This is a genomic window from Agromyces sp. NPDC058110, assembly GCF_042884735.1.
Taxonomy (GTDB): Bacteria; Actinomycetota; Actinomycetes; order Actinomycetales; family Microbacteriaceae; genus Agromyces.
In genome coordinates, this window is sequence record NZ_JBHVTI010000002.1 from 31034 (window position 1) to 52629 (window position 21596).

The 21596-nt window shown below is 70.2% G+C and carries 13 protein-coding genes; all 13 read left to right on the forward strand.

Features of this window, described 5'->3' with window-relative positions; genetic code table 11:
• The first annotated feature begins 30 nt into the window (after positions 1-30).
• The 13 genes from rpoB (at position 31) to ACFVS8_RS04805 (ending at position 21587) form a co-directional block, all read left to right on the forward strand.
• Positions 31-3519 (forward strand): DNA-directed RNA polymerase subunit beta, encoded by a 3489-nt coding sequence (gene rpoB / locus ACFVS8_RS04745; protein WP_387058284.1) that lies wholly within the window; start codon positions 31-33, stop codon positions 3517-3519.
• A 43-nt stretch (positions 3520-3562) separates the two neighbouring features.
• Positions 3563-7459 (forward strand): DNA-directed RNA polymerase subunit beta', encoded by a 3897-nt coding sequence (locus tag ACFVS8_RS04750; RefSeq protein ID WP_387058286.1) that lies wholly within the window; start codon positions 3563-3565, stop codon positions 7457-7459.
• Positions 7460-7702: 243 nt separating this feature from the next.
• The gene (locus tag ACFVS8_RS04755; RefSeq protein WP_387058289.1) at positions 7703-8968 is read left to right on the forward strand and encodes a hypothetical protein; all 1266 of its coding nucleotides are present in this window, start codon (positions 7703-7705) and stop codon (positions 8966-8968) included.
• A 161-nt stretch (positions 8969-9129) separates the two neighbouring features.
• A complete protein-coding gene (locus ACFVS8_RS04760; protein WP_387058291.1) occupies positions 9130-10443 on the forward strand; it encodes an RDD family protein in 1314 nt (437 codons plus the stop codon).
• Between the two features lie 3 nt (positions 10444-10446).
• Positions 10447-14958 (forward strand): FtsK/SpoIIIE domain-containing protein, encoded by a 4512-nt coding sequence (locus tag ACFVS8_RS04765; protein ID WP_387058294.1) that lies wholly within the window; start codon positions 10447-10449, stop codon positions 14956-14958.
• A 92-nt stretch (positions 14959-15050) separates the two neighbouring features.
• Complete coding sequence (locus tag ACFVS8_RS04770; RefSeq protein WP_055860250.1) at positions 15051-15338, forward strand: WXG100 family type VII secretion target; 288 nt, start codon at positions 15051-15053, stop codon at positions 15336-15338.
• 117 nt (positions 15339-15455) lie between these two features.
• Complete coding sequence (locus tag ACFVS8_RS04775) at positions 15456-15791, forward strand: hypothetical protein (protein WP_387058298.1); 336 nt, start codon at positions 15456-15458, stop codon at positions 15789-15791.
• Positions 15792-15837: 46 nt separating this feature from the next.
• Positions 15838-17232 (forward strand): hypothetical protein, encoded by a 1395-nt coding sequence (locus ACFVS8_RS04780; protein ID WP_387058300.1) that lies wholly within the window; start codon positions 15838-15840, stop codon positions 17230-17232.
• Positions 17233-17295: 63 nt separating this feature from the next.
• Positions 17296-17874, forward strand: a complete 579-nt coding sequence (locus ACFVS8_RS04785) for a hypothetical protein (protein ID WP_387058303.1) — start codon at positions 17296-17298, stop codon at positions 17872-17874.
• On the forward strand, positions 17871-18485 hold the full coding sequence (locus tag ACFVS8_RS04790; RefSeq protein ID WP_387058304.1) for a hypothetical protein: 615 nt from the start codon (positions 17871-17873) through the stop codon (positions 18483-18485). The genes ACFVS8_RS04785 and ACFVS8_RS04790 overlap by 4 nt, the downstream gene beginning before the upstream one ends.
• Positions 18482-19372: a hypothetical protein gene (locus ACFVS8_RS04795; RefSeq protein ID WP_387058307.1), complete on the forward strand. Its 891-nt coding sequence runs from the start codon at positions 18482-18484 to the stop codon at positions 19370-19372. Before ACFVS8_RS04790 ends, ACFVS8_RS04795 begins: the two co-directional genes overlap by 4 nt.
• Before the next feature lie 110 nt (positions 19373-19482).
• On the forward strand, positions 19483-19767 hold the full coding sequence (locus ACFVS8_RS04800) for a hypothetical protein (RefSeq protein ID WP_387058310.1): 285 nt from the start codon (positions 19483-19485) through the stop codon (positions 19765-19767).
• Positions 19767-21587 carry a hypothetical protein gene (locus ACFVS8_RS04805; RefSeq protein WP_387058313.1) on the forward strand — a complete coding sequence of 607 codons (1821 nt, stop codon included), beginning with the start codon at positions 19767-19769 and terminating at the stop codon, positions 21585-21587. The genes ACFVS8_RS04800 and ACFVS8_RS04805 overlap by 1 nt, the downstream gene beginning before the upstream one ends.
• Positions 21588-21596: the final 9 nt, after the last annotated feature.

Genomic DNA, 21596 nt, shown 5'->3' on the forward strand with positions numbered 1-21596 from the left:
GGCCCGACGGGGCCGATGGAGGTTATTCACTTGGCTGCTGCGCGCAACGCGACCACGCCCACTCCCAAGAACGGACGCGGTGCAAGCCGTCTCTCGTTCGCCAAGGTCACCGACACCCTCACCGTACCCGACCTGCTCGCCCTGCAGACCGAGTCGTTCGACTGGCTCGTCGGCAACGACGCGTGGAAGGCACGCGTCGAGGAGGCCGTCGAGGCCGGCCGCAAGGACCTGCCCGAGGCCACCGGCCTCGAGGAGATCTTCGAGGAGATCTCCCCGATCGAGGACCTCGGCGAGACCATGCAGCTCTCGTTCACGAACCCCGAGCTCGAGCCGCCGAAGTACACGATCGACGAGTGCAAGGAGAAGGGCAAGACCTACTCCGCACCGCTGTACGTGAACGCCGAGTTCATGAACCACCTCACCGGCGAGATCAAGACGCAGACGGTCTTCATGGGCGACTTCCCGCTCATGACCCAGCGCGGCACGTTCGTCATCAACGGCACCGAGCGCGTCGTCGTCTCGCAGCTCGTCCGTTCGCCCGGCGTGTACTTCGAGCGCACCCCCGAGAAGACCTCCGACAAGGACATCTACTCGGCCCGCGTCATCCCGAGCCGCGGTGCATGGCTCGAGTTCGAGATCGACAAGCGCGACCAGGTCGGCGTGCGCATCGACCGCAAGCGCAAGCAGTCGGTCACCGTCTTCCTGAAGGCCCTCGGCCTCACGAGCGAAGAGATCCTCGAGCAGTTCGCCGGCTACGAGTCCATCGCCCTCACCCTCGAGAAGGACAACATCCTCACGAAGGAAGAGGCGCTCAAGGACATCTACCGCAAGCTCCGTCCGGGCGAGCAGGTCGCCGCCGAGGCCGCGCGTGCGCTCCTCGACAACTTCTACTTCAACCCGAAGCGCTACGACCTCGCGAAGGTCGGCCGCTACAAGATCAACACCAAGCTCGGCCTCGAGGCTCCCCTCACCGACTCGGTGCTGACGGTCGAGGACATCGTCGCGACGATCAAGTACCTCGTCGCCCTGCACGACGAGCGCACCACGCTGCCCGGCCGTCGCAACGGCCAGGCCATCGAGCTGCGCCTCGACGTCGACGACATCGACAACTTCGGCAACCGTCGCATCCGCGCGGTCGGCGAGCTGATCCAGAACCAGGTCCGCACCGGTCTGTCGCGCATGGAGCGCGTCGTCCGCGAGCGCATGACCACGCAGGACATCGAGGCGATCACGCCGCAGACCCTGATCAACGTGCGACCCGTCGTCGCCGCGATCAAGGAGTTCTTCGGCACGTCGCAGCTGTCGCAGTTCATGGACCAGAACAACCCGCTCGCGGGCCTGACCCACAAGCGTCGCCTCTCGGCGCTCGGCCCCGGCGGTCTCTCGCGCGACCGCGCCGGCGTCGAGGTGCGAGACGTCCACCCCTCGCACTACGGCCGCATGTGCCCGATCGAGACCCCTGAAGGCCCGAACATCGGCCTCATCGGCTCGCTCGCGTCGTTCGCGCGCATCAACTCGTTCGGCTTCATCGAGACGCCGTACCGCAAGGTCGTCGGCGGCAAGGTCACCGACGAGATCGAGTACCTGACCGCCATGGAGGAGAACGGCGTCGTCGTCGCACAGGCGAACGCACCGCTCAAGTCCGACGGCCACTTCTCCGAGGAGCGCGTGCTCGCACGTGAGGCCGGCGGCGAGGTCGACATGGTCCCCGCCGACGAGATCGGCTACATGGACGTCTCGCCCCGCCAGATGGTGTCGGTCGGTACCTCCCTCATCCCCTTCCTCGAGCACGACGACGCGAACCGCGCCCTCATGGGCGCGAACATGCAGCGCCAGGCCGTGCCGCTGCTCCGCAGCGACTCGCCGTTCGTCGGCACCGGCATGGAGGGCTACGCGGCCATCGACGCCGGCGACGTGGTCACCGCCGACAAGCCCGGTGTCGTCACCGAGGTCTCGGCCGACTCGGTCACCGTGCAGCTCGACGAGGGCGGCACGCAGACCTACTGGCTGCGCAAGTTCGACCGCTCCAACCAGGGCACGTCGTACAACAACCGCGTCATCGTGACCGCGGGCGAGCGCATCGAGGCCGGCGAGGTCATCGCCGACGGTCCCGCGACCGACAACGGCGAGCTCGCGCTCGGCAAGAACCTCCTCGTGGCGTTCATGCCGTGGGAGGGCCACAACTTCGAAGACGCGATCATCCTCAGCCAGAACCTGGTCAAGGACGACGTGCTCTCCTCGATCCACATCGAGGAGTACGAGGTCGACGCCCGCGACACGAAGCTCGGCAAGGAGGAGATCACCCGTGACCTCCCCAACGTCAGCCCCGACCTGCTCTCCGACCTCGACGAGCGCGGCATCATCCGCATCGGCGCCGAGGTCCGCCCCGGCGACATCCTCGTCGGCAAGGTCACGCCGAAGGGCGAGACCGAGCTCTCGGCCGAGGAGCGCCTGCTCCGCGCGATCTTCAACGAGAAGAGCCGCGAGGTCCGCGACACGTCCCTGAAGGTGCCCCACGGCGAGCAGGGCACGATCATCGCCGTCAAGGAGTTCTCCGCCGAGAACGACGACGAGCTCGGCTCGGGCGTCAACCAGCGCGTGGTCGTCTACATCGCCCAGAAGCGCAAGATCACCGAGGGCGACAAGCTCGCCGGCCGCCACGGCAACAAGGGCGTCATCTCGAAGATCCTGCCGGTCGAGGACATGCCGTTCCTCGCCGACGGCACCCCCGTCGACGTCATCCTCAACCCGCTCGGCATCCCGGGTCGAATGAACTTCGGCCAGGTGCTCGAGACCCACCTCGGATGGGTCGCCAAGCAGGGCTGGAAGGTCGAGGGCAACCCGGCCTGGGCCAAGAAGCTCCCGAAGGAAGCACACGAGGCCGCGCCCGGCACCAAGGTCGCGACCCCGGTGTTCGACGGCGCCCTCGAGGAGGAGATCGCGGGTCTGCTCGACTCGACGCTCCCCAACCGCGACGGCGAGCGCCTCATCGACAGCTCGGGCAAGACCCAGCTGTTCGACGGCCGCTCGGGCGAGCCCTTCCCGTACCCGGTCTCGGTCGGCTACATGTACATCCTGAAGCTGCACCACCTCGTCGACGACAAGATCCACGCGCGCTCGACGGGCCCGTACTCGATGATCACCCAGCAGCCGCTCGGTGGTAAGGCGCAGTTCGGCGGTCAGCGATTCGGTGAGATGGAGGTGTGGGCCCTCGAGGCCTACGGCGCCGCGTACGCGCTCCAGGAGCTCCTCACGATCAAGTCCGACGACATCCTCGGCCGCGTCAAGGTGTACGAGGCGATCGTCAAGGGCGAGAACATCCAGGAGCCCGGCATCCCCGAGTCCTTCAAGGTGCTCATGAAGGAGATGCAGTCGCTCTGCCTGAACGTCGAGGTCCTCTCGGCCGACGGCACCGCGGTCTCGCTCCGCGACACCGACGACGAGGCCTTCCGCGCAGCGGAAGAGCTCGGCATCAACATCTCTGCGCGCTTCGAGTCGTCGAACATCGACGAGATCTAAGCCTGGCCAGTAGACGACTACAGAGACTTTCCAAGGAGAGAAATTGCTCGACGCAACCACATTTGACGAGCTTCGCATTGGCCTCGCGACCGCAGACGACATCCGCAAGTGGTCCTACGGTGAGGTCAAGAAGCCCGAGACCATCAACTACCGCACCCTGAAGCCCGAGAAGGACGGTCTGTTCGGTGAGCAGATCTTCGGACCGAGCCGCGACTGGGAGTGCGCGTGCGGCAAGTACAAGCGCGTGCGCTTCAAGGGCATCGTGTGCGAGCGCTGCGGCGTGGAGGTCACCAAGTCCTCCGTCCGTCGTGAGCGCATGGGCCACATCGAGCTCGCCGCTCCCGTGACCCACATCTGGTACTTCAAGGGCGTCCCCTCGCGCCTCGGCTACCTGCTCGACATGGCGCCGAAGGACCTCGAGAAGGTCATCTACTTCGCGGCCTACATGGTCATCGACGTCGACGACGAGGGTCGTCACGCCGACATGCCCGGCCTCGAGAACGAGATCCGCCTCGAGATCAAGACCATCGGCGACCAGCGCGATGCCCGCATCGCGACGCTCATGGCGCGCAAGGAGGAGGAGCTCGCTGCCCTCGAGGCCGACGGCGCCAAGTCCGACGTGCGCAAGCGCGCCGAGGCCGCCGCCGACAAGGAGATGGCCGGCGTTCGCAAGTCCGCCGACGAGCAGGTCGCGCACCTCGAGCGCGTGTGGGAGGACTTCCGCACCCTCAAGGTCGGCGACCTCAAGCCCGAAGACGCCGTGTTCCACGAGCTCCAGGACCGCTACAGCATGTACTTCACCGCCTTCATGGGCGCTGAGGCCATCAAGAAGCGTCTCGAGGCGTTCGACCTCTCGGCCGAGGCCGAAGACCTGCGCCTGCAGATCGCCGAGGGCAAGGGTCAGAAGAAGATCCGCGCCATCAAGCGCCTGCGCGTCGTGAGCTCGTTCCTCGCGACGGGCAACTCGCCCGCCGCGATGGTGCTCGACGTGGTCCCGGTGATCCCGCCGGAGCTCCGCCCGATGGTGCAGCTCGACGGCGGCCGCTTCGCGACCTCCGACCTCAACGACCTCTACCGTCGTGTGATCAACCGCAACAACCGCCTTCGTCGTCTGCTCGACCTCGGTGCCCCCGAGATCATCGTCAACAACGAGAAGCGGATGCTGCAGGAGGCCGTCGACGCGCTGTTCGACAACGGCCGCCGTGGTCGCCCGGTCACGGGTACCGGCAACCGCGCCCTCAAGTCCCTGAGCGACATGCTCAAGGGCAAGCAGGGTCGCTTCCGCCAGAACCTGCTCGGCAAGCGAGTCGACTACTCGGGCCGTTCGGTCATCGTGGTCGGCCCGCAGCTGAAGCTGCACCAGTGCGGTCTGCCCAAGCAGATGGCGCTCGAGCTCTTCAAGCCGTTCGTGATCAAGCGCCTGATCGACCTGAGCCACGCTCAGAACATCAAGGCCGCCAAGCGCATGGTCGAGCGCTCGAACCCGCACGTGTGGGACGTGCTCGAGGAGATCATCCGCGAGCGCCCCGTGCTGCTGAACCGTGCACCCACCCTGCACCGCCTCGGCATCCAGGCGTTCGAGCCGCAGCTCGTCGAGGGCAAGGCCATCCAGCTCCACCCGCTCGTGTGTGCGGCGTTCAACGCCGACTTCGACGGCGACCAGATGGCCGTGCACCTGCCGCTGTCGGTCGAGGCCCAGGCCGAGGCGCGCATCCTGATGCTCGCGTCGAACAACATCCTGAAGCCGTCCGACGGTCGTCCGGTGACCCTGCCCTCGCAGGACATGATCATCGGTCTGCACCACCTCACGACCGAGAAGCCGGGCGCCGCAGGTGAAGGCCGCGCGTTCGCGTCGATCTCCGAGGCCATCCTCGCGTTCGACCAGAACAAGCCGGGCGACATCTCGCTCGACCTCAACGCGAAGGTGCGCATCCGTCTCGACGGCGTGCACTTCGCCGAGGGCGAGGCTCCCGAGAACTTCGTCGAGGGCAAGCCGTTCCTCATGGAGACCACGCTCGGCCGCGCCCTCTTCAACGAGGCGCTGCCGGTCGACTACCCGTTCTTCAACGAGCAGGCCGGCAAGGGCCAGATCTCGGCGATCGTCAACGACCTCGCCGAGCGCTACCCGAAGACCGAGGTCGCCGCGACCCTCGACCGCATCAAGGACGCCGGCTTCCGCTGGGCGACCCGTTCGGGCGTCACCGTCGCGCTCTCCGACATCATCACGCCCCCGACCAAGGGCGAGATCGTCGCGAAGTACGAGAAGCTCGCCACGAAGGTGCAGTCGCAGTTCGAGAAGGGTCTCACGACCGACCTCGAGCGTCGTCAGGAGCTCATCCAGATCTGGACCAAGGCCACCGACGAGGTCGCCAAGGCCATGCAGGAGAACTTCCCGACCGACAACACCATCAACCGCATGGTCACGTCGGGCGCCCGTGGTAACTGGCTCCAGGTTCGCAACATCGCCGGTATGCGCGGTCTCGTGAACAACCCGAAGGGTGAGATCATCCCCCGTCCGATCATCTCCTCGTACCGCGAGGGTCTGTCGGTGGCGGAGTACTTCATCGCGACGCACGGTGCCCGCAAGGGTCTGGCCGACACGGCCCTCCGTACCGCCGACTCGGGCTACCTCACGCGTCGTCTCGTCGACGTCTCGCAGGATGTCATCATCCGCGAGGAGGACTGCGGCACCGGCAAGGGCCTCGAGCTCCCGATCGCGACGGTCGACGCCGCGGGCGAGCTCGTCCGCGACCCGAACGTCGAGAACTCGGTGTTCGCCCGTTCGCTCGCGGCCGACGCCGTGAACGCCAAGGGCGAGGTCGTCGCCGAGGCCGGTGAAGACGTGGGCGACGTGCTCATCGACAAGCTGGTCGCGGCCGGCGTCGAGTCGATCAAGGTCCGCTCGGTGCTCACCTGCGAGTCGGCCGTCGGCGTCTGCGCGAAGTGCTACGGCCGTTCGCTCGCGACCGGCAAGCTCGTCGACATCGGCGAGGCCGTCGGCATCATCGCGGCGCAGTCGATCGGCGAGCCCGGCACGCAGCTCACCATGCGTACCTTCCACACCGGTGGTTCGGCCTCGGCCGACGACATCACGCAGGGTCTTCCGCGCGTGCAGGAGCTCTTCGAGGCCCGTACCCCGAAGGGTGCGTCGCCCATCGTCGAGGCCGCCGGTCGCATCACGATCGACGAGACCGAGCGTCAGCGCAAGGTCATCCTCACGCCCGACAACGGCGACGAGCCGATCGCGTACAACGTGCTCAAGCGTTCGACCCTCCTGGTCGAAGACGGACAGCACGTCGAGCTCGGCCAGCAGCTGATCGTCGGCGCCGTCGACCCGAAGGAGGTCCTCCGGGTCAAGGGCGTGCGCGAGGTGCAGAAGCACCTCGTCGACGGCGTGCAGGACGTCTACCGTTCGCAGGGCGTGCCGATCCACGACAAGCACATCGAGGTCATCGTGCGCCAGATGCTGCGCAAGGTCACCGTCGTCGACCACGGCGACACCGACCTGCTTCCGGGTGAGCTGGTCGACCGGTCGAAGTACCAGGAGATCAACCGCGCCACGATCACCGAGGGCAAGAAGACCGCCTCGGCCCGTCAGGAGGTCATGGGTATCACCAAGGCGTCGCTGGCGACCGAGTCGTGGCTGTCGGCCGCGTCCTTCCAGGAGACGACCCGCGTGCTCACGCAGGCCGCCATGGAGGGCAAGTCCGACCCGCTGGTCGGCCTCAAGGAGAACGTGATCATCGGAAAGCTGATCCCCGCGGGCACCGGTCTGAACAAGTACCGGAACGTCGCGGTCGAGGCGACCGACGAGGCGAAGGCGGAGCGGTACCCCAACCGCATCTTCACCGACGACGCCGCGTTCACCGAGGGCGACCTGAGCTTCGTCGACTTCGACGCCTTCTCGAACGACGACTTCACGCCCGGCAACTACAGCTAAGGCGCGAATCGCTCCACGAACGGCCCCCGATCCCTTGCGGATCGGGGGCCGTTCGGCGTTCACGGCGGTCGGGCCGTGTCGAAGCGCGCTGGACGGCGTCCGTGGGGCTCCTGAGGGGCATCCGGCCGCCGCGCGGGCGGAAATCCGCGCAATTGCACCGCGCGCGCTCCCGGGCTTGCGCGATGCCCGTTGTTAGCATGAGCCAACGACCGCGGGTGCGTGGCGCCCGGAAGGAGCGCGATCATGAGCGACACGACGAAAGGCCCCGACGAGACGGGTTCGACCGCGTCCGACGAGGCCGCCGTGCACGTGCCCGAAGACGAGGCCCCAGCCGATGTTCCCGTCGATGACGACGTGACGGCGGATGCCGCGGGCGAGGCGCCCGTGGCCGACGAGCCCGACGCCGAGTCGACGGCCGAGCCCGCGGCCCGTGAGGCAGAGGCCGAGCCCGCACCCGTCGAGCCGGAGCCAGAGCCCGCACCCGTCGAGCCTGAACCGGTCGCATCCGCTCCAGCGGACGAGGCACCCGAGCCGGTCGCCGCACTCGAGCCAGAGCCGGTCGCCGCACCCGAGCCCGAGCCGGTCGCGGCCGCCCCGGCTCCGCCCGCACCGCCGGCGCCCGAGCCGCCATTCGATGCGGACGCCGCCCGCACAGCCCGGCTCGACGAGGCCGTCGAGCGCGCGAACGCGGGTGCCGCGACATCCGTGGCCGGTGCATCCGACGACTTCGACCCGAGCCTGTACGAGTCGGCGCCCGCGGTGACCCCGTCGGAGCCCGTGCACGATGCGACGGCCGAGCCCCTGCCCGAGCCGATCGCCGCAGGCAGCGTGCGCCGCGAGACCTACGTGCCGCCGGAGCCCGCGGCTGCCGCTGCGGCCGTGGGAGCTGCGACCCTCGCGCCCGAGCCGGCGCTCGGCGCACCGGGTTCGGTGCCGCAGACGATCTACGTGCAGGCTCCGACGCCGCCGAAGAACAAGGGCAACCGGGGTTTCGGCGTGCTAGTCGCCGCGATCGGCACGGTCGCGTTCGCGCTGCTCTACGCGGGCGTCACCTACCTCGTGCTGCTCGGCCGCGGTGACCAGGGTGCGGCCACCGACGAGTTCCTGAAGTTCCTCGGCGGGCCGTACTGGGCGCTGTTCTGGGTGCCGACCGTCGCCGTGTTCGTCGGGTTCGCGCTGCTCGCGGCGATCATCAACCGGGGGCCGTGGTGGACCTACGCGGTCTTCGGCCTGCTCGTGGGCGTGCTCGTCTACTTCTCGTACATCGGTGCGTCGCTGCTCGCCGTGCAGGCCTGGACGCTCACCTTCGCCGACGCGCAGAAGTTCATCGGCGAGCGTTGGCTCGATCCGTTCGCGATCATCGCGGGCGTCATCGCGCGCGAGATCCCGATCTGGTTCGGCGGATGGATCGCCGCGCGCGGCCGCACGGTGACCGAGCGCAACCGGCTCGCGATCGAGGCCTACGACCGGGAGATCGCCGCGGGGCCGCGCCCCGTCGTCACCGGCTGAGCGGATGCCTCGGCGCCGGGGTCGTGCACGACGTGCACGCCCGGCGCCGCCTCTCGTTTAGGGTTGTGCGGAGACGGACGCCTCCATGGTGACCACTCCCCATCGACAGCTCCCGCGCGTTCGGGTTTGCTGACTCGTTGACCCTGCGCCCGAGGAGCCTTGTGAGCATCACGATGCACGTCGACGACGAGCCCACCCCCGGACTCGGTCCCGACGGACGACCCGATCCCGCCTACGCGGCCGCGCTCGGGCTGGTGCCCGCCCCGAGCGGGCGACGTGCCGCGGCCTTCGCGCTCGACGCCGCGATCTGGGCGCTGCTCGCACTGCCCACCGTGTTCGGCACCGTCGCGCTCTCCGGCGCACTCGTCGCCTCCGGGGCGGAGACGGTCGGCGACCTCGGCGCACTCGAGCCCGATGAGCTCGCGGGTCCGTTCATCGCGATCCTCGTCGGGCAGGCACTCACGATCGTGTTCGGCCTCGTGCAGCTGCTCACGCACGGGCTCCGGGGGGTCACGGTCGGCAAGGCCGCCCTCGGCATCCGCTCGGTCAGCGTGGTCGACTTCGGCAAGGCCGGCTTCTGGCGCATCGCCCTGCGTGCGCTCGTGCTCTGGGCGAGCTGGGTCGTGCTGCTCCTGATCGGCCCGGCACTTATGTTCCTGTCCGGCAACTGGGATCCCGAGCAGCGCGGGCGCTCGTGGCTCGATCGCATCGGCCGGTGCTACGCGGTCGATGCCAGGCGCGGTCTCGACCCGTTCGACGCGAAGGCGATGCGGCACGCGCGCAGGCTGCTCAGCTCGCCGGCCGACCCGGGCGCCGCGAAGCCGCCGTCGCTCGCGAGCGACCGCCCGGTCGGCGAGTTCCAGATCCCGTCGCAGCGATCGAGCTCGGGCGTGGTCTCGGCCGGCGGCTCCGTCGAGACCGGCCAGTGGGCCCCGCCGCCCGTCGGCAGCGCGGCACCCGCCGCATCGCCCGCCCCCTCGCCCGCCGCCCAGCCCGCAGCTCCTGCCGCCGCGACGCCGCCCCCGCACACGACCGTGCCGACGCCGCCCCCGCACACGACCGTGCCGCTGCCGCCCCCGCCCGCCGACCCGACGGCGGCGGCCGCCGTGCCGCCGTCGGCCGCGCCCCGCCAGGCCGCCGACCGCATCGTGCTCGTCCTCGACGACGGCACCCGCCTGACGGCCTCCGGGTACGGCCTCATCGGCCGCGCCCCCGTCGACGCCTCGGGCGAGGGCGCCCAGCTCGTGCCGCTCGCCGACCCGTCGATGCTCATCTCGAAGGTGCACGCCGAGTTCGGCGTCGACGCCTCCGGCTTCTGGATCGCCGACCGCGGCTCCACGAACGGCACCGACGCCCGTCACCCCGACGGCCGCCTCGAGACGTTGCGAGCGGGCGTGCGCACCCCGCTGGCCGTCGGCAGCGAGGTCACCGTCGGGGGCCGCAGCTTCATGATCGCACTCGAGACCGGAAGGTAGGGCATGAAGCTCAAAGTCGGACTCCGACGCCAGCAGGGCGCGCCCGTCGACCTCGTCATCACGACCGATGCCACCGCCACGGTCGGCGACGTCGCCTCGGCGATCGCGCACAACGACCCCGCCTCTCCGGGGCTGAGGGGCGCGACGGGCCTGAGCCTGGCGGTCGCGCCGCCCACCTCGAGCGAGCCGGTCGTGCTCGACCCCCAGGTGCTCATCGGCGACGCCGCGATCGGCTCGGGCTTCAACGCGGCGGTCGTCGCTGGCCATACGGCAGGCGCCCAGGGCTCGCAGTCCGGCGTCGCGGCCGTGCTGCGCGTGCACAACGGGCCCGACGCCGGGCGCGAGTACGGCCTGCCGCGCGGCGCCAGCATCATCGGCCGCGCCGCTGGGGCCGACGTCGTGCTGGTCGACGCCCTCGCCTCGAAGCGCCACGCGCGCGTCGAGGTCGACCAGTCCTCGATCGAGCTCGTCGACCTGAACTCGGCCAACGGCCTCGTCGTCGACGGCGGCCTCGTGCAGCGCGTGCGCGTGATCCCGGGGCAGAAGATCACGATCGGCGACACTGACATCTCGTTCTCCCTCGTCGCCGCGAGCGACGCCGCTCCCGCCGCCGACCCGGTGCTCGAACGGGGCGGCTCGCTCATGTTCAACCGTTCGCCGCGCGTGGAGGAGCGATACCCTGGGCTGGAGCACCGGCATCCGACCGTGCCGAACGAGGCCGAGCCGCGCCTGTTCCCGTGGCCCATGATCGTCGCGCCCGTCATGCTCGGCTTCGCGATGTTCGCGTTCACCGGGCGGGCGACCTCGCTGCTCATCGTCGCGATGTCGCCGCTCATGATGCTCGGCAACTTCATCGGCCAGCGCACCCAGCAGGGCAAGAAGCTGCGCCTCGAGATCGACACGTTCGAGACGCAGATCGAGGACCTCGAGGAGAAGCTCGCGAAGGAGACGGTGGTCGAGCGCGCCCGCCGTCACGAGGAGTCGCCAGCGGTGGCGTCGGTCTACGAGCAGGCCATGCGGCTCGGCCCGCTGCTCTGGACCCGCCGCCCCGAGCACTGGAACTTCCTCGCCCTCCGCCTCGGCGTCGGGCGCGCGCGCAGCCGCAACACCGTCGCGCAGTCGAGCGAGCTGAAGGGCATCGCCCGGTACGCGCGTCAGGTCGACGTGCTGCGCGACCGGCATGAGTTCATCGACGAGGTGCCACTGGTCGAGATGCTGCCGAGCTCCGGCGCCATCGGCATCGCCGGCCCGCGCCACCTCGCGGCCGACGTGCTGCGCGGACTCGGCGTGCAGATGTTCGGCCTGCACGCGCCGAACGAGGTCGTCACGGCCGCGATCGTCGACCCCGCGTGGGCACGCGAGATCGAGTGGATGAAGTGGCTGCCGCACACCACGAGCCCGAAGTCGCCGTTCGCCGACCTCGCCCTCGCCGACAGCCAGTCGGCGGGAACGGCCCTGCTCAACGGCCTCGAGGAGACGATCCTCGGTCGGCTCTCGGGCACCGCGAGCCGTCGCGGACCGCTCGGCAAGGACGACGTGACCATGGCGCTCGGCGCGCGCGTCGGTGCATCCGGCACCTCGCCGGGTCAGCTCGACGGCGACCTCGCGCTCGTGCTCATCGTCTCGAACGACGCCCCCGTCGACCGCCCGCGCCTCACCCAGGTCATCGAGCGGGGTGCGGATGCCGGCATCTTCACGATCTTCCTCGCCCCGACGGTCGAGTCGCTCCCCGCCGCGTGCCGCACCTTCGTCGATGTCGCCGACGGCCTCGAGCACGCGCGCGTCGGCTACGTGCGCGCGGGCGAGGACTACCGCGACATCGCGATCGAGGGCGTCTCGAACCAGTACGCCGAGGTGTTCGCCAAGCGGCTCGCGCCCGTCGTCGACTCGAGCTCGGTGACCGCCGACTCGACCGACCTCCCGCGCAGCGTCTCGCTGCTTCGGCTGCTCGGCACCGACCTCGCCGAGCAGCCCTCCACGGCGGTCGAGCGCTGGCGGCAGAACAACTCCATCCTCGACCGCACCCGAGGCGCGCGACCGCGGCTGAAGCGAGCGGGCACGCTGAAGGCCTACATCGGCCAGGGCAGCCCCGACGCCATGTCGCTCGACCTGCGCACGCAGGGCCCGCACGCGCTGGTCGGCGGCACCACGGGTTCGGGCAAGTCGGAGTTCCTGCAGGCGTGGGTGCTGGGCATGGCCGCCGAGTACAGCCCCGACCGCGTCACCTTCCTCTTCGTCGACTACAAGGGCGGATCCGCGTTCGCCGACTGCGTCGACCTGCCGCACTGCGTCGGCCTCGTGACCGACCTCAGCCCGCACCTCGTGCGCCGCGCGCTCACGAGCCTCCGGGCCGAGCTGCACCATCGCGAGCACCTCTTCAACCGCAAGAAGGCGAAGGACCTGCTCGAGCTCGAGAAGCGTCAGGATCCCGAGACGCCGCCCGCCCTCGTGCTCGTCATCGACGAGTTCGCCGCACTCGCGGGCGAGGTGCCCGAGTTCGTCGACGGCGTCGTCGACATCGCCCAGCGCGGGCGTTCGCTCGGCATCCACCTCATCATGGCCACGCAGCGCCCGGCCGGCGTCATCAAGGACAACCTGCGCGCCAACACCAACCTGCGCGTCGCGCTGCGCATGGCGGATGTCTCCGACTCGAACGACGTCGTCGGCGATCCCGTCGCCGGCACCTTCGACCCGTCGATCCCGGGTCGCGGCATCGCCAAGACCGGGCCGGGGCGCCTCGTGCCGTTCCAGTCCGGGTACGCCGGCGGCTGGACCAGCGACGCCCCCGAGGTCGCCCAGGCCAAGGTCGCCGAGCTCCGGTTCGGCGGTGCGATCGTGTGGGAGGGCGAGGGCGACGGCGACTCCGACACGCACGACGAGGACCTTGGGCCGAACGACCAGAAGCGCCTCGTGAAGAACCTCATCGCCGCGGCATCCGAAGCCCGCATCCCGGCGCCCCGTCGGCCGTGGCTCGACGACCTCGCGACCGCGGTCGACCTGCGCGCCCTGCCGCAGGACGGCGACTCCCGCATCCCCTTGGGGCTCGCCGACATCCCCGAGCGCCAGCTCCAGGAGCCGATGTACTTCGCACCCGACACCGACGGCCACATGCTCGTGTACGGCACGAGCGGCGCCGGCAAGTCGACCGCACTGCGATCGATCGCGATCGCGGCGGGCGCGCGCCCCGACCTCGGCCGGGCAGTCGTCTACGGCCTCGACTTCGGCACGGGGTCGCTCCGCGCGATCGAGGAGCTGCCGCACGTCGGTTCGATCGTGCCCGGCGACGACGCCGAGCGCGTGCAGCGCCTGCTCCGCAACATCCGCTCGGTGCTCGACGAGCGCGCCAAGCGGTTCTCGGCCGTCAACGCGGCGACCCTGTCGGAGTACCGCGCCATCACGGGCCGCACCGACGAGTCCCGCATCCTGCTGCTCATCGACGGCTTCGGCACGTTCAAGCAGGAGTGGGAGGCGACGTCGGCACGTTCGCCGTTCTACGCGATCTTCATGCGACTGCTCGGCGAGGGCCGCCCGCTCGGCATCCACGCCGTCGTCACGGCCGACCGCTACGGCGCCGTGCCGACCGCGGTCAGCGCGAACGTCTCGAAGCGCATCATCCTGCGCATGTCGGACGACGGCGCCTACGCCATCCTGGGCGCCCCGAAAGACGTGCTCAACGAGCGGAGCGCCCCCGGGCGCGCCATCGTCGACGGATTCGAGACGCAGATCGCGGCGATCGGCGGCACCGCGAACGTCGCCGAGCAGACGAGCGCCATGCGGGAGTTCGCGGCGGCGCTCCGGGCCCGCGGAGCCGTCGAGGCATCCGAGATCGGCGCCCTGCCGACCTCGCTCGTGACGACCGAACTGCCCGACCAGGTCGACGGCCAGCCCGTCATCGGCGTCTCCGACGACGTGCTCGGGCCGAAGGGCTTCGAGCCGATCGGCACGTTCGTGGTCACCGGGCCGCCGAAGAGCGGCAAGTCGACCGCGCTGCGCGCGCTCGTCACGTCGATGCGCCGGTTCGACCCCTCGGTCGAGCTGTTCCACTTCGGCGGGCGGCGTGCGGTGCTCCGCGAGTTCGCACCATGGCGTCGGTCGGCGACGAGCATCGACGACGCGCGGGCGCTGGCGAAGGAACTCGCGGGCATCGTCGGCGACGAGTCGATCCCTGGCCGCATCATGATCGTGGTCGAGAACGTGACCGAGTTCGGCGACACCGATGCCGAGCGCCCCCTGAAGGAGCTCTTCCAGGCCGTCAACCGCAGCGACCACTTCCTGGTCGGCGACGGCGACGTCTCGCAGCTGAGCTCCGGCTACGGGCTGGTCGGCGAGCTCAAGGCGGGCCGCCGCGGCATCGCCCTGCGCCCGGACACCTACGACGGCGATTCGCTGTTCAAGGTGCCGTTCCCGAAGGTCGCGCGACACGAGTATCCCGAGGGCCGAGGCATCTTCGTCGAGAACGGCGCATTCGTGACCGTGCAGCTGCCGCTCGTGGGCGAGCAGCCGCTCGGTGGGTAGTCCTCCCCATTGGGCGTGTCGCCGGGATGCGCCTATCTTGGGGGAGGCAGGGCGCGCCGAGGCGGGCCGAGACATCAAGGAAAGGTAGCAAGATGGCAGACTTCAAGGCTTCTTACGGCGAGATGGAATCGATGGCCGGCAAGCTCGACAGCGGTCGCGAGGACATCGGCGACGTGCTCCGCCGCCTGAAGGACGACGTCGACCGCCTGCTCGGCGACGACTTCAAGACGCAGCACGCGTCGGGCAAGTTCGGCGAGGGCTACACCGAGCTCACCACCGGTCTCGAGAAGGCGATCGAGGGCATCAGCGACATGGGCGACTCGCTCCGCAAGATGATGCAGGCGATCAAGGACACCGACCAGGCGCTCGCCGGCAACTGACCATCCGCGGCGCCGTGGGCGCCGCGCGGCAGGGGAGGGCCGACCGGTCCTCCCCTCGGCGCTCCCCGGAGTGCGTGAACGCCCCGATGTACGCTCCCGAACGGAAGGAACGAGCACATGGCCGGTCCCGATGTCGACCTCGACTTCGACGACCTGAAGACGATGACGTCCGATCTCGGCCGCTTCGTCACCGAGTTCGAGAACATCGCCGACGCGACCGACGACGTGCAGGACGCGGTCGGCCTTCCGCAGGGGCGAGGCACGCTGCGCAGCCGCGTCGGCGACTTCGAGAGCGGCTGGAACGGCAACCGCGAGGTCATCCTCGAGGGGCTCACGAACATCCACGACCACCTCAAGGCGATCGTCGAGGGGTTCACTGAGACCGACCGCACCCTGGCGACCCCGTCGCCGTCGCCCGGGCCATCGCCGACACCCCCCGGGGAGCCGCGATGACGCGCGCCACCGGCATCCGATTCCGCATCAGTCGAGGAGGCACCCGATGAGCTACGGCGCCGGGGGACTGCGTTCCCCCAACCGGCACTTCCTGCTCTCCGAACTCGACGGCTCGCCCTCGAAGATCGAGAAGGCCGGCAACCACTACATCGAGATCGGCGAGCGGATGTCTGCGACCGCCGATGAGCTGAAGAAGCTCGGCGACGGCGAGAAGTACAAGGCGAAGAGCCTCGACAAGGTGCGCGAGTCGGCCCGCGAGATGCAGGGCGAGCTCCGCAAGGTCGGCAAGCGCTACGAGAAGACCGGCCCGGTGCTCGTGACGTATGCCGGCGCATTGCGCACCGCCCGCAACACCACGGTCGACCCCTATGTCGGGCGCATCACGGCCGCGCACCAGGCGCACCTCGACGCGGTCGCCGAGCAGCGGCAGGCGCAGCGCCAGGTCGACGACAACAACACCACGTGGGTCTGGGAGCAGGAGGCGAGCGACCACGAGAAGGCGGTCGCGAAGGCCGACCTCGCCGAGGCGAAGGGCGCTGCGAAGACCGCCGAGAACACGCTCGAAGACCTCTGGGAGTCCTTCGAGAGCGGATTCGCCGCGTGGGACGACGCCTACGACAAGGCCGTCGGGGGTATTGAAGACGCCATGGAGGCGTCGGGAGTCGACGACACCTGGTGGGAGGACCTCCTCGACGGCATCGCGACGTTCGCGACGGTCGTCGCGACGGTCATGGTCGTCGCCGCCCTCGTGCTCGGCGGGCCCATCTTCCTCGTGATCGCCACCATCGCCGGCATCGTGGCGCTCGCCGCGCACTGCATCATGATGGCGGCCGGGTCCAAGCGCGTGAGCTGGACGGACATCGCGTTCGACCTGGTGGGCGTGCTGCCGTTCCTCGGTGCCTTCGGCAAGGGCCTCAAGGCCGGGCAGGGAGCCCTCGGGGCGTTCAAGGCCGGGCTCGGCTTCGGCGGCACGGCGAAGGGCTTCCTCTCGATCGGGCGCAACGCCGTCGTCCGCGACCTCCGCACCGTCGTCGGAGCGGGGCGCGGCGCCGGCAACCGGGCACTCCGCGAAGCCATGGCCTCGGGCCTCGCCGACGACATTCTGCGGGGCACCCGCGGCACCTGGTACGGCAACGCGTGGAACGCGCTCCGCAGCGGCGGCTCGCGCTTCGACGGTGAGGCGTACACGGTCAGCCAGCGGCTCGCATCCGCCTGGACGGGCGGCGGCGTCATGCCCACCGGCGGCCGCGCCGCCACGTGGGCCGCGCAGTACAGCTCGATGCCGTCGCTCGCCGGCCAGGGCCTCAACCTCTGGAACACCGGTTACGGTGGGTACCAGACCCTGCAGGCCGTGCAGATCCCGTTGCCCGACATGCCCGACTTCGTCGGCGGTGCGATCGACCTGATCGGCGACGGCGTCGACGCGATCCGCGGCCGCTGACCTGCACCTGAACGCTGAAAGACGAGGGCCCGTTTGAGCTCGCTGCGCGATGAACTCACCGGCGTGACCGCACCGAAGGTGTCGTACACGCTGCTCTGCCCTCCCGGGTGGACCATGGTGCCGCCGGCCGCGCTCACCGACGACGTCGTCTCCGCGAATGCGCTGAATGCCATGAAGGGCGCCGGCCGTGCCGACCTCGTGCTCGAGCTGCGCACGATGCTGTCGCAGCTCAGGTCCTCGATCCGCGAGCGCGGCGTGTTCGAGGTGTACGTCGCACCCGAGCGCGAGGGCGTGCCCCTGCCCGCGATGATCGCGGTGTCGCCGTTCGTGCTCCCGACGGGCGTGACCTGGGAGGCCGCGCTGGCCCGCCTCGCGAAGGGCGGCGAGGTCGAGGTCGCCCCGGCCGACGTCGTCATGCACCTCATCCGCCGCCGCTCGGAGTTCCGCGACGCGTCGGCGGCGGTGAAGACCGACGAGCTCATGTACGTCGTGCCCGTGCCCGGCGGCGACGGGCGGCGCTCGCTCGTCTTCCAGGTCTCGGTGCTCTCGGTCGACGACGAGAACTCGGCCGAGCTCGCCAAGGGGCTCGTCTTCACGTGCGAGGCGATCATGTCGACCTTCCAGTGGGTGACCGCGGCATGACGACGACGGCCTTCCCGATCTCCTTCGACCCCGATCGCTGGATCCGGGTGCCGGTCGCGTTCGCCGACGAGCAGTGGGCCGACGGCGCGGAGTGGGCCGAGTGGATCGCCGACGAGGTCACGCAGGGCCGCGAGTCGGCGGAGGACTTCCGCGACCCGATCCGCGATCAGGCGGCCGCGATCGCCGCGTTCCCGACCGAGCACGTCAGTGCGCGGTTCTGGTGGTTCCCCGTCGACGGTGATCCCGCAGGGTGGGTCGACGTCTACGTGCAGCAGCGCGAGCACGACGGGACGGATGCCGCGTCCTTGCTGCCCGATGCGGGGCGCACGCTCATCGAGCCCGCCCTCGAGCCGTTCACCGGGCCGTTCGACGACGCCGTGCGCCGGCTCTCGCTCGCCCCGGTGGCTCCGGCCGCCGATGCCGGAGCAGAGGCGGGACCCGGCGTGCTCGCGAAGGCCGAGTGGGTCGGGATCGCCGGCGAGTGGGCGGTGTACCTCGTCTCGGTCGACGAGGATCCGCGTGTGCTCACGCGCAGGCTCGATGACATCGACGCGCTGTTCGCGGGCATCGACCCGCGCTCGGCCACCGCGCCGGTCGGCGACATCCGATGAGCGATCGCGGAGCCCCGACCGACGCGGCGCACGCTCGTCTGGTCGAAGCGGTGCGCGCGCTCCCGTCTGAGCTCTCGGCGAGCGAGGCCCTCGACCGGGTCCCGGTCATCGCGCTCATCGCGACGCATGAAGACGCCGCGAGGGCCTACGGCGGGGTCGTCTCGACGCTCGAGCGCGACGAACTCGATCGCGTGCGCCCCCTGCCCGACGCGGCGCCGAAGCAGACGTCCCGCCCGTACCGCTGGTGGAGCGTGATCGCCGTCGTCCTCGCGGTCTCCGGACCCGCGCTCGTGCTGTCCGGGCGTACCGGAAATGCCGCGCTCGACCCGATCTCGGGAGCGCTGCCCGCGGGCCTGCTCATGGCTGCCGCCCTCGGGCTCTTCGTGTGGCTCGAGCCGAAGCGCACCTCGAGCCCGCTGTTCCACGCGGGCAACTTCGGTGCGGGCATGTTCGTGTTCTTCCCGGTGGTGTGGGCGCTCGCGGTCTTCGTCGTCGCCGGCGAGGGCGACCAGCTGGCGTACGAGCCGCTGGCGTTGTTCGGCCTGGTGATCCAGATCGTGTCGATCATCGGATGCCTCGTGCTCGCGGTGTTCGCATTCCGCCACGACCGGGAGCGTCCGCGGTGGGCGGGGGGTCGCAGGGTGCGCGAGTCGACCGCGCTGCCGCCCGAGATCGCCGAGTCGCCGCAGTATCGCGCGAAGCTCGATCGCCGCCTCACCGAGTGGCGTCGCCACGTGTACGGCGTGAGCACGGCTGACGAGCGGGCCGCGCTGCTCGCCGCGGAGCTCGAGGCCGTGCGCCTGCTCGCGGAGCGGGGCACGCTCGACGCCGCCGAGCGGGCCGAGGCCGAGCGGCTCGTCCGATCCCGGTCCGCCTGGGCCGGGTGACTCCTGCCCGCTGCAGGGGAGCGGTCCCCATTCCCACGGCGAGGCCCTGACCGTAGTCTCGGCCTCGACGAGCATCTCGTTCCGACTGGCTGGGTGAAAGGCGAATGCGCATGGCCGACATGGTGTCCCTCGACCTGAGTGCGATCGGGGGTGCGGCGAGCGATGCCCGCGCCATCAAGCGGGTCTTCGAGCAGAGCGAGCACACCGCACAGGCCGCGGCCGATGCCGCAGGGCATCCGGGGCTCGCGAACGCGATCGAGCGGTTCGCCTCGACCTGGGACGACCGACGCCAGGGCTTCGCCGAGAACCTGGGCAAGCTGGCCGGCGTGCTCGGCGAGATCGATCGCGCGTTCACCGAGCTCGACCGCTCGCTGGCAACCCGTGAGGAGAACTGATGCACCCGCTCGCCGGTGACCCCGTCGTGCTGCGCCGTACAGGCCAGCGCTACTCCGAGACGGCCTCCGCGATCCGCGACGCCGTCGCGACGCTCGATCGCATCGCCGAGCCGTCGGCCATGGTGAGCGTCGCCGTCGACCGGGTCCGGGCGGATGCCGAGCGCCTCTCCCGCGACATCGCGGCCGCCGAGCGACGCTACGGCGAGACGGGCGACGCGCTCGTCGAGTACGCGGCGGCGCTCGAGCGCGCGCAGGACGACGCCGACCGCGCGATCCGCGACGCTCAGGACGCGGAGGGCGACTCGGCGGCGCTCGAGGCGAGGCAGCGCACGTTGCGCTCGCGGCTCGATGCACTGCCCGACGACGCACCGGCCGCCGACCTCCGCTCGCTCCAGCGGTCGCTCTCGTCGGTCGGCACGGACCTCGGTCGCAGCGAGGGCGCCGCCGAGTCGGCCCGCCAGCGCTGGGAGGAGGCGGCCGCCGATCGCGACCGCGCCGCGCGCATCGCGATCGACCGCATCCGCGACGTCGTCGACGGCAGCGACCTGAACGACTCCTTCTGGGACGACCTCAAGGGCACGATCGGCGCCGTCTTCGATGCGATCGGCGACGTCGTGCGCGCGATCGCCTCCGCCGTGGTCTCGGCGGTGAAGGCGATCGTCGAGGCGGTGACCGTGATCCTCGCCACCCTGCTCGTCGTGGTCGCCGCGATCCTCCTGCTCGGGCTCGCCGTCGTCGCCGCCCTCATCGTGCTGGCCGTCGCGATCGCGGCGCTCGTGATCGTGGTGGCTGCCGCGGCGCTCCTCGCGTTCGTGGCCATCGCGCTCGTCGCCGGCCTGCTGCTCGTGACCGCGGCGCTCGTGCTCCTCGTCGCGGCCGCGCTCGGCGTGATCCTCGCCGCCGTGGGCTCGCTGGTGCTGCTGCTGCTCAGCAGCCCGCTCTTCTGGGCGCTCGTGCTCGGCACGGTCACGCTCATCGGCCTGGTGCTGGCGTGGCGCGTCGCGATCGAGATCTTCGCGCCGACGCCGAAGGTCGAGCCGTTCGAGGCCGACCCCGAGAACCGCGACTCGCTGCGGGCGTGGGAACAGGCGAACCGCCAGGACTCGATGGACAGCATGGACGACTTCATCAAGGCCGAGGGCTTCGCCGACAGCATGGGCGGCGAGTCGCAGACCGTGGTCGACATCAAGCGCATCGAGGGCGACCCGGCCCGATACGTGGTGACGCTGCCGAGCACGCAGGACTGGCAGGCCGCCGGAGTCTTCTTCGGCGAGGACATGAACGGCGACGGCGCGGTCAACGACCTCGACACCAACATCGTGCTGCGGCTGTTCCCCGAGGTGCGCACGCAGTACGAGCGGGCGGTCATGGAGGCGATGCGGCAGGCGGGCATCGGGCCGAACGACCCGGTCATGCTGGTCGGCTTCAGCCAGGGCGGCATCCTCGCCGGTCACCTGGCGGCGAACCGTTCGAGCGAGTTCAACTTCGAGGCGGTGCTCGCCTACGGCGCGCCGATCGACGACATGCACATCCCGGCGAAGACCGAGGTGGTGTCGCTGCAGCACGAGGGCGACATCGTGCACCAGCTCGACCTCACCCCGAGCCCCGCCGACACCGATCACTGGTCGACCTACTCGGTGCCGGTGCCGGCGGGCACGAACCCGGCGACTGGCGAGCCATATGCCGCGCAGGCGCACAACAACCAGGCGTACTACCAGACCGCGCAGGACCTCTTGGCCGACGACCCCACGATCGACGACGGCTTCTCGGAGTTCTTCGGCCCGGTCGCGGAACAGGGCCAGTACGCATTCCATGAGTAAGGTACGGAG

Bases quoted from the DNA above. Each gene is read 5' to 3' on its own strand.
- ACFVS8_RS04805 (WP_387058313.1), top strand. From the start codon at position 19,767: ATGCACCCGCTCGCCGGTGACCCCGTCGTGCTGCGCCGTACAGGCCAG.
- ACFVS8_RS04795 (WP_387058307.1), top strand. From the start codon at position 18,482: ATGAGCGATCGCGGAGCCCCGACCGACGCGGCGCACGCTCGTCTGGTC.
- ACFVS8_RS04790 (WP_387058304.1), top strand. From the start codon at position 17,871: ATGACGACGACGGCCTTCCCGATCTCCTTCGACCCCGATCGCTGGATC.
- ACFVS8_RS04770 (WP_055860250.1), top strand. From the start codon at position 15,051: ATGGCAGACTTCAAGGCTTCTTACGGCGAGATGGAATCGATGGCCGGC.
- ACFVS8_RS04800 (WP_387058310.1), top strand. From the start codon at position 19,483: ATGGCCGACATGGTGTCCCTCGACCTGAGTGCGATCGGGGGTGCGGCG.
- ACFVS8_RS04780 (WP_387058300.1), top strand. From the start codon at position 15,838: ATGAGCTACGGCGCCGGGGGACTGCGTTCCCCCAACCGGCACTTCCTG.
- ACFVS8_RS04775 (WP_387058298.1), top strand. From the start codon at position 15,456: ATGGCCGGTCCCGATGTCGACCTCGACTTCGACGACCTGAAGACGATG.
- ACFVS8_RS04755 (WP_387058289.1), top strand. From the start codon at position 7,703: ATGAGCGACACGACGAAAGGCCCCGACGAGACGGGTTCGACCGCGTCC.
- ACFVS8_RS04765 (WP_387058294.1), top strand. From the start codon at position 10,447: ATGAAGCTCAAAGTCGGACTCCGACGCCAGCAGGGCGCGCCCGTCGAC.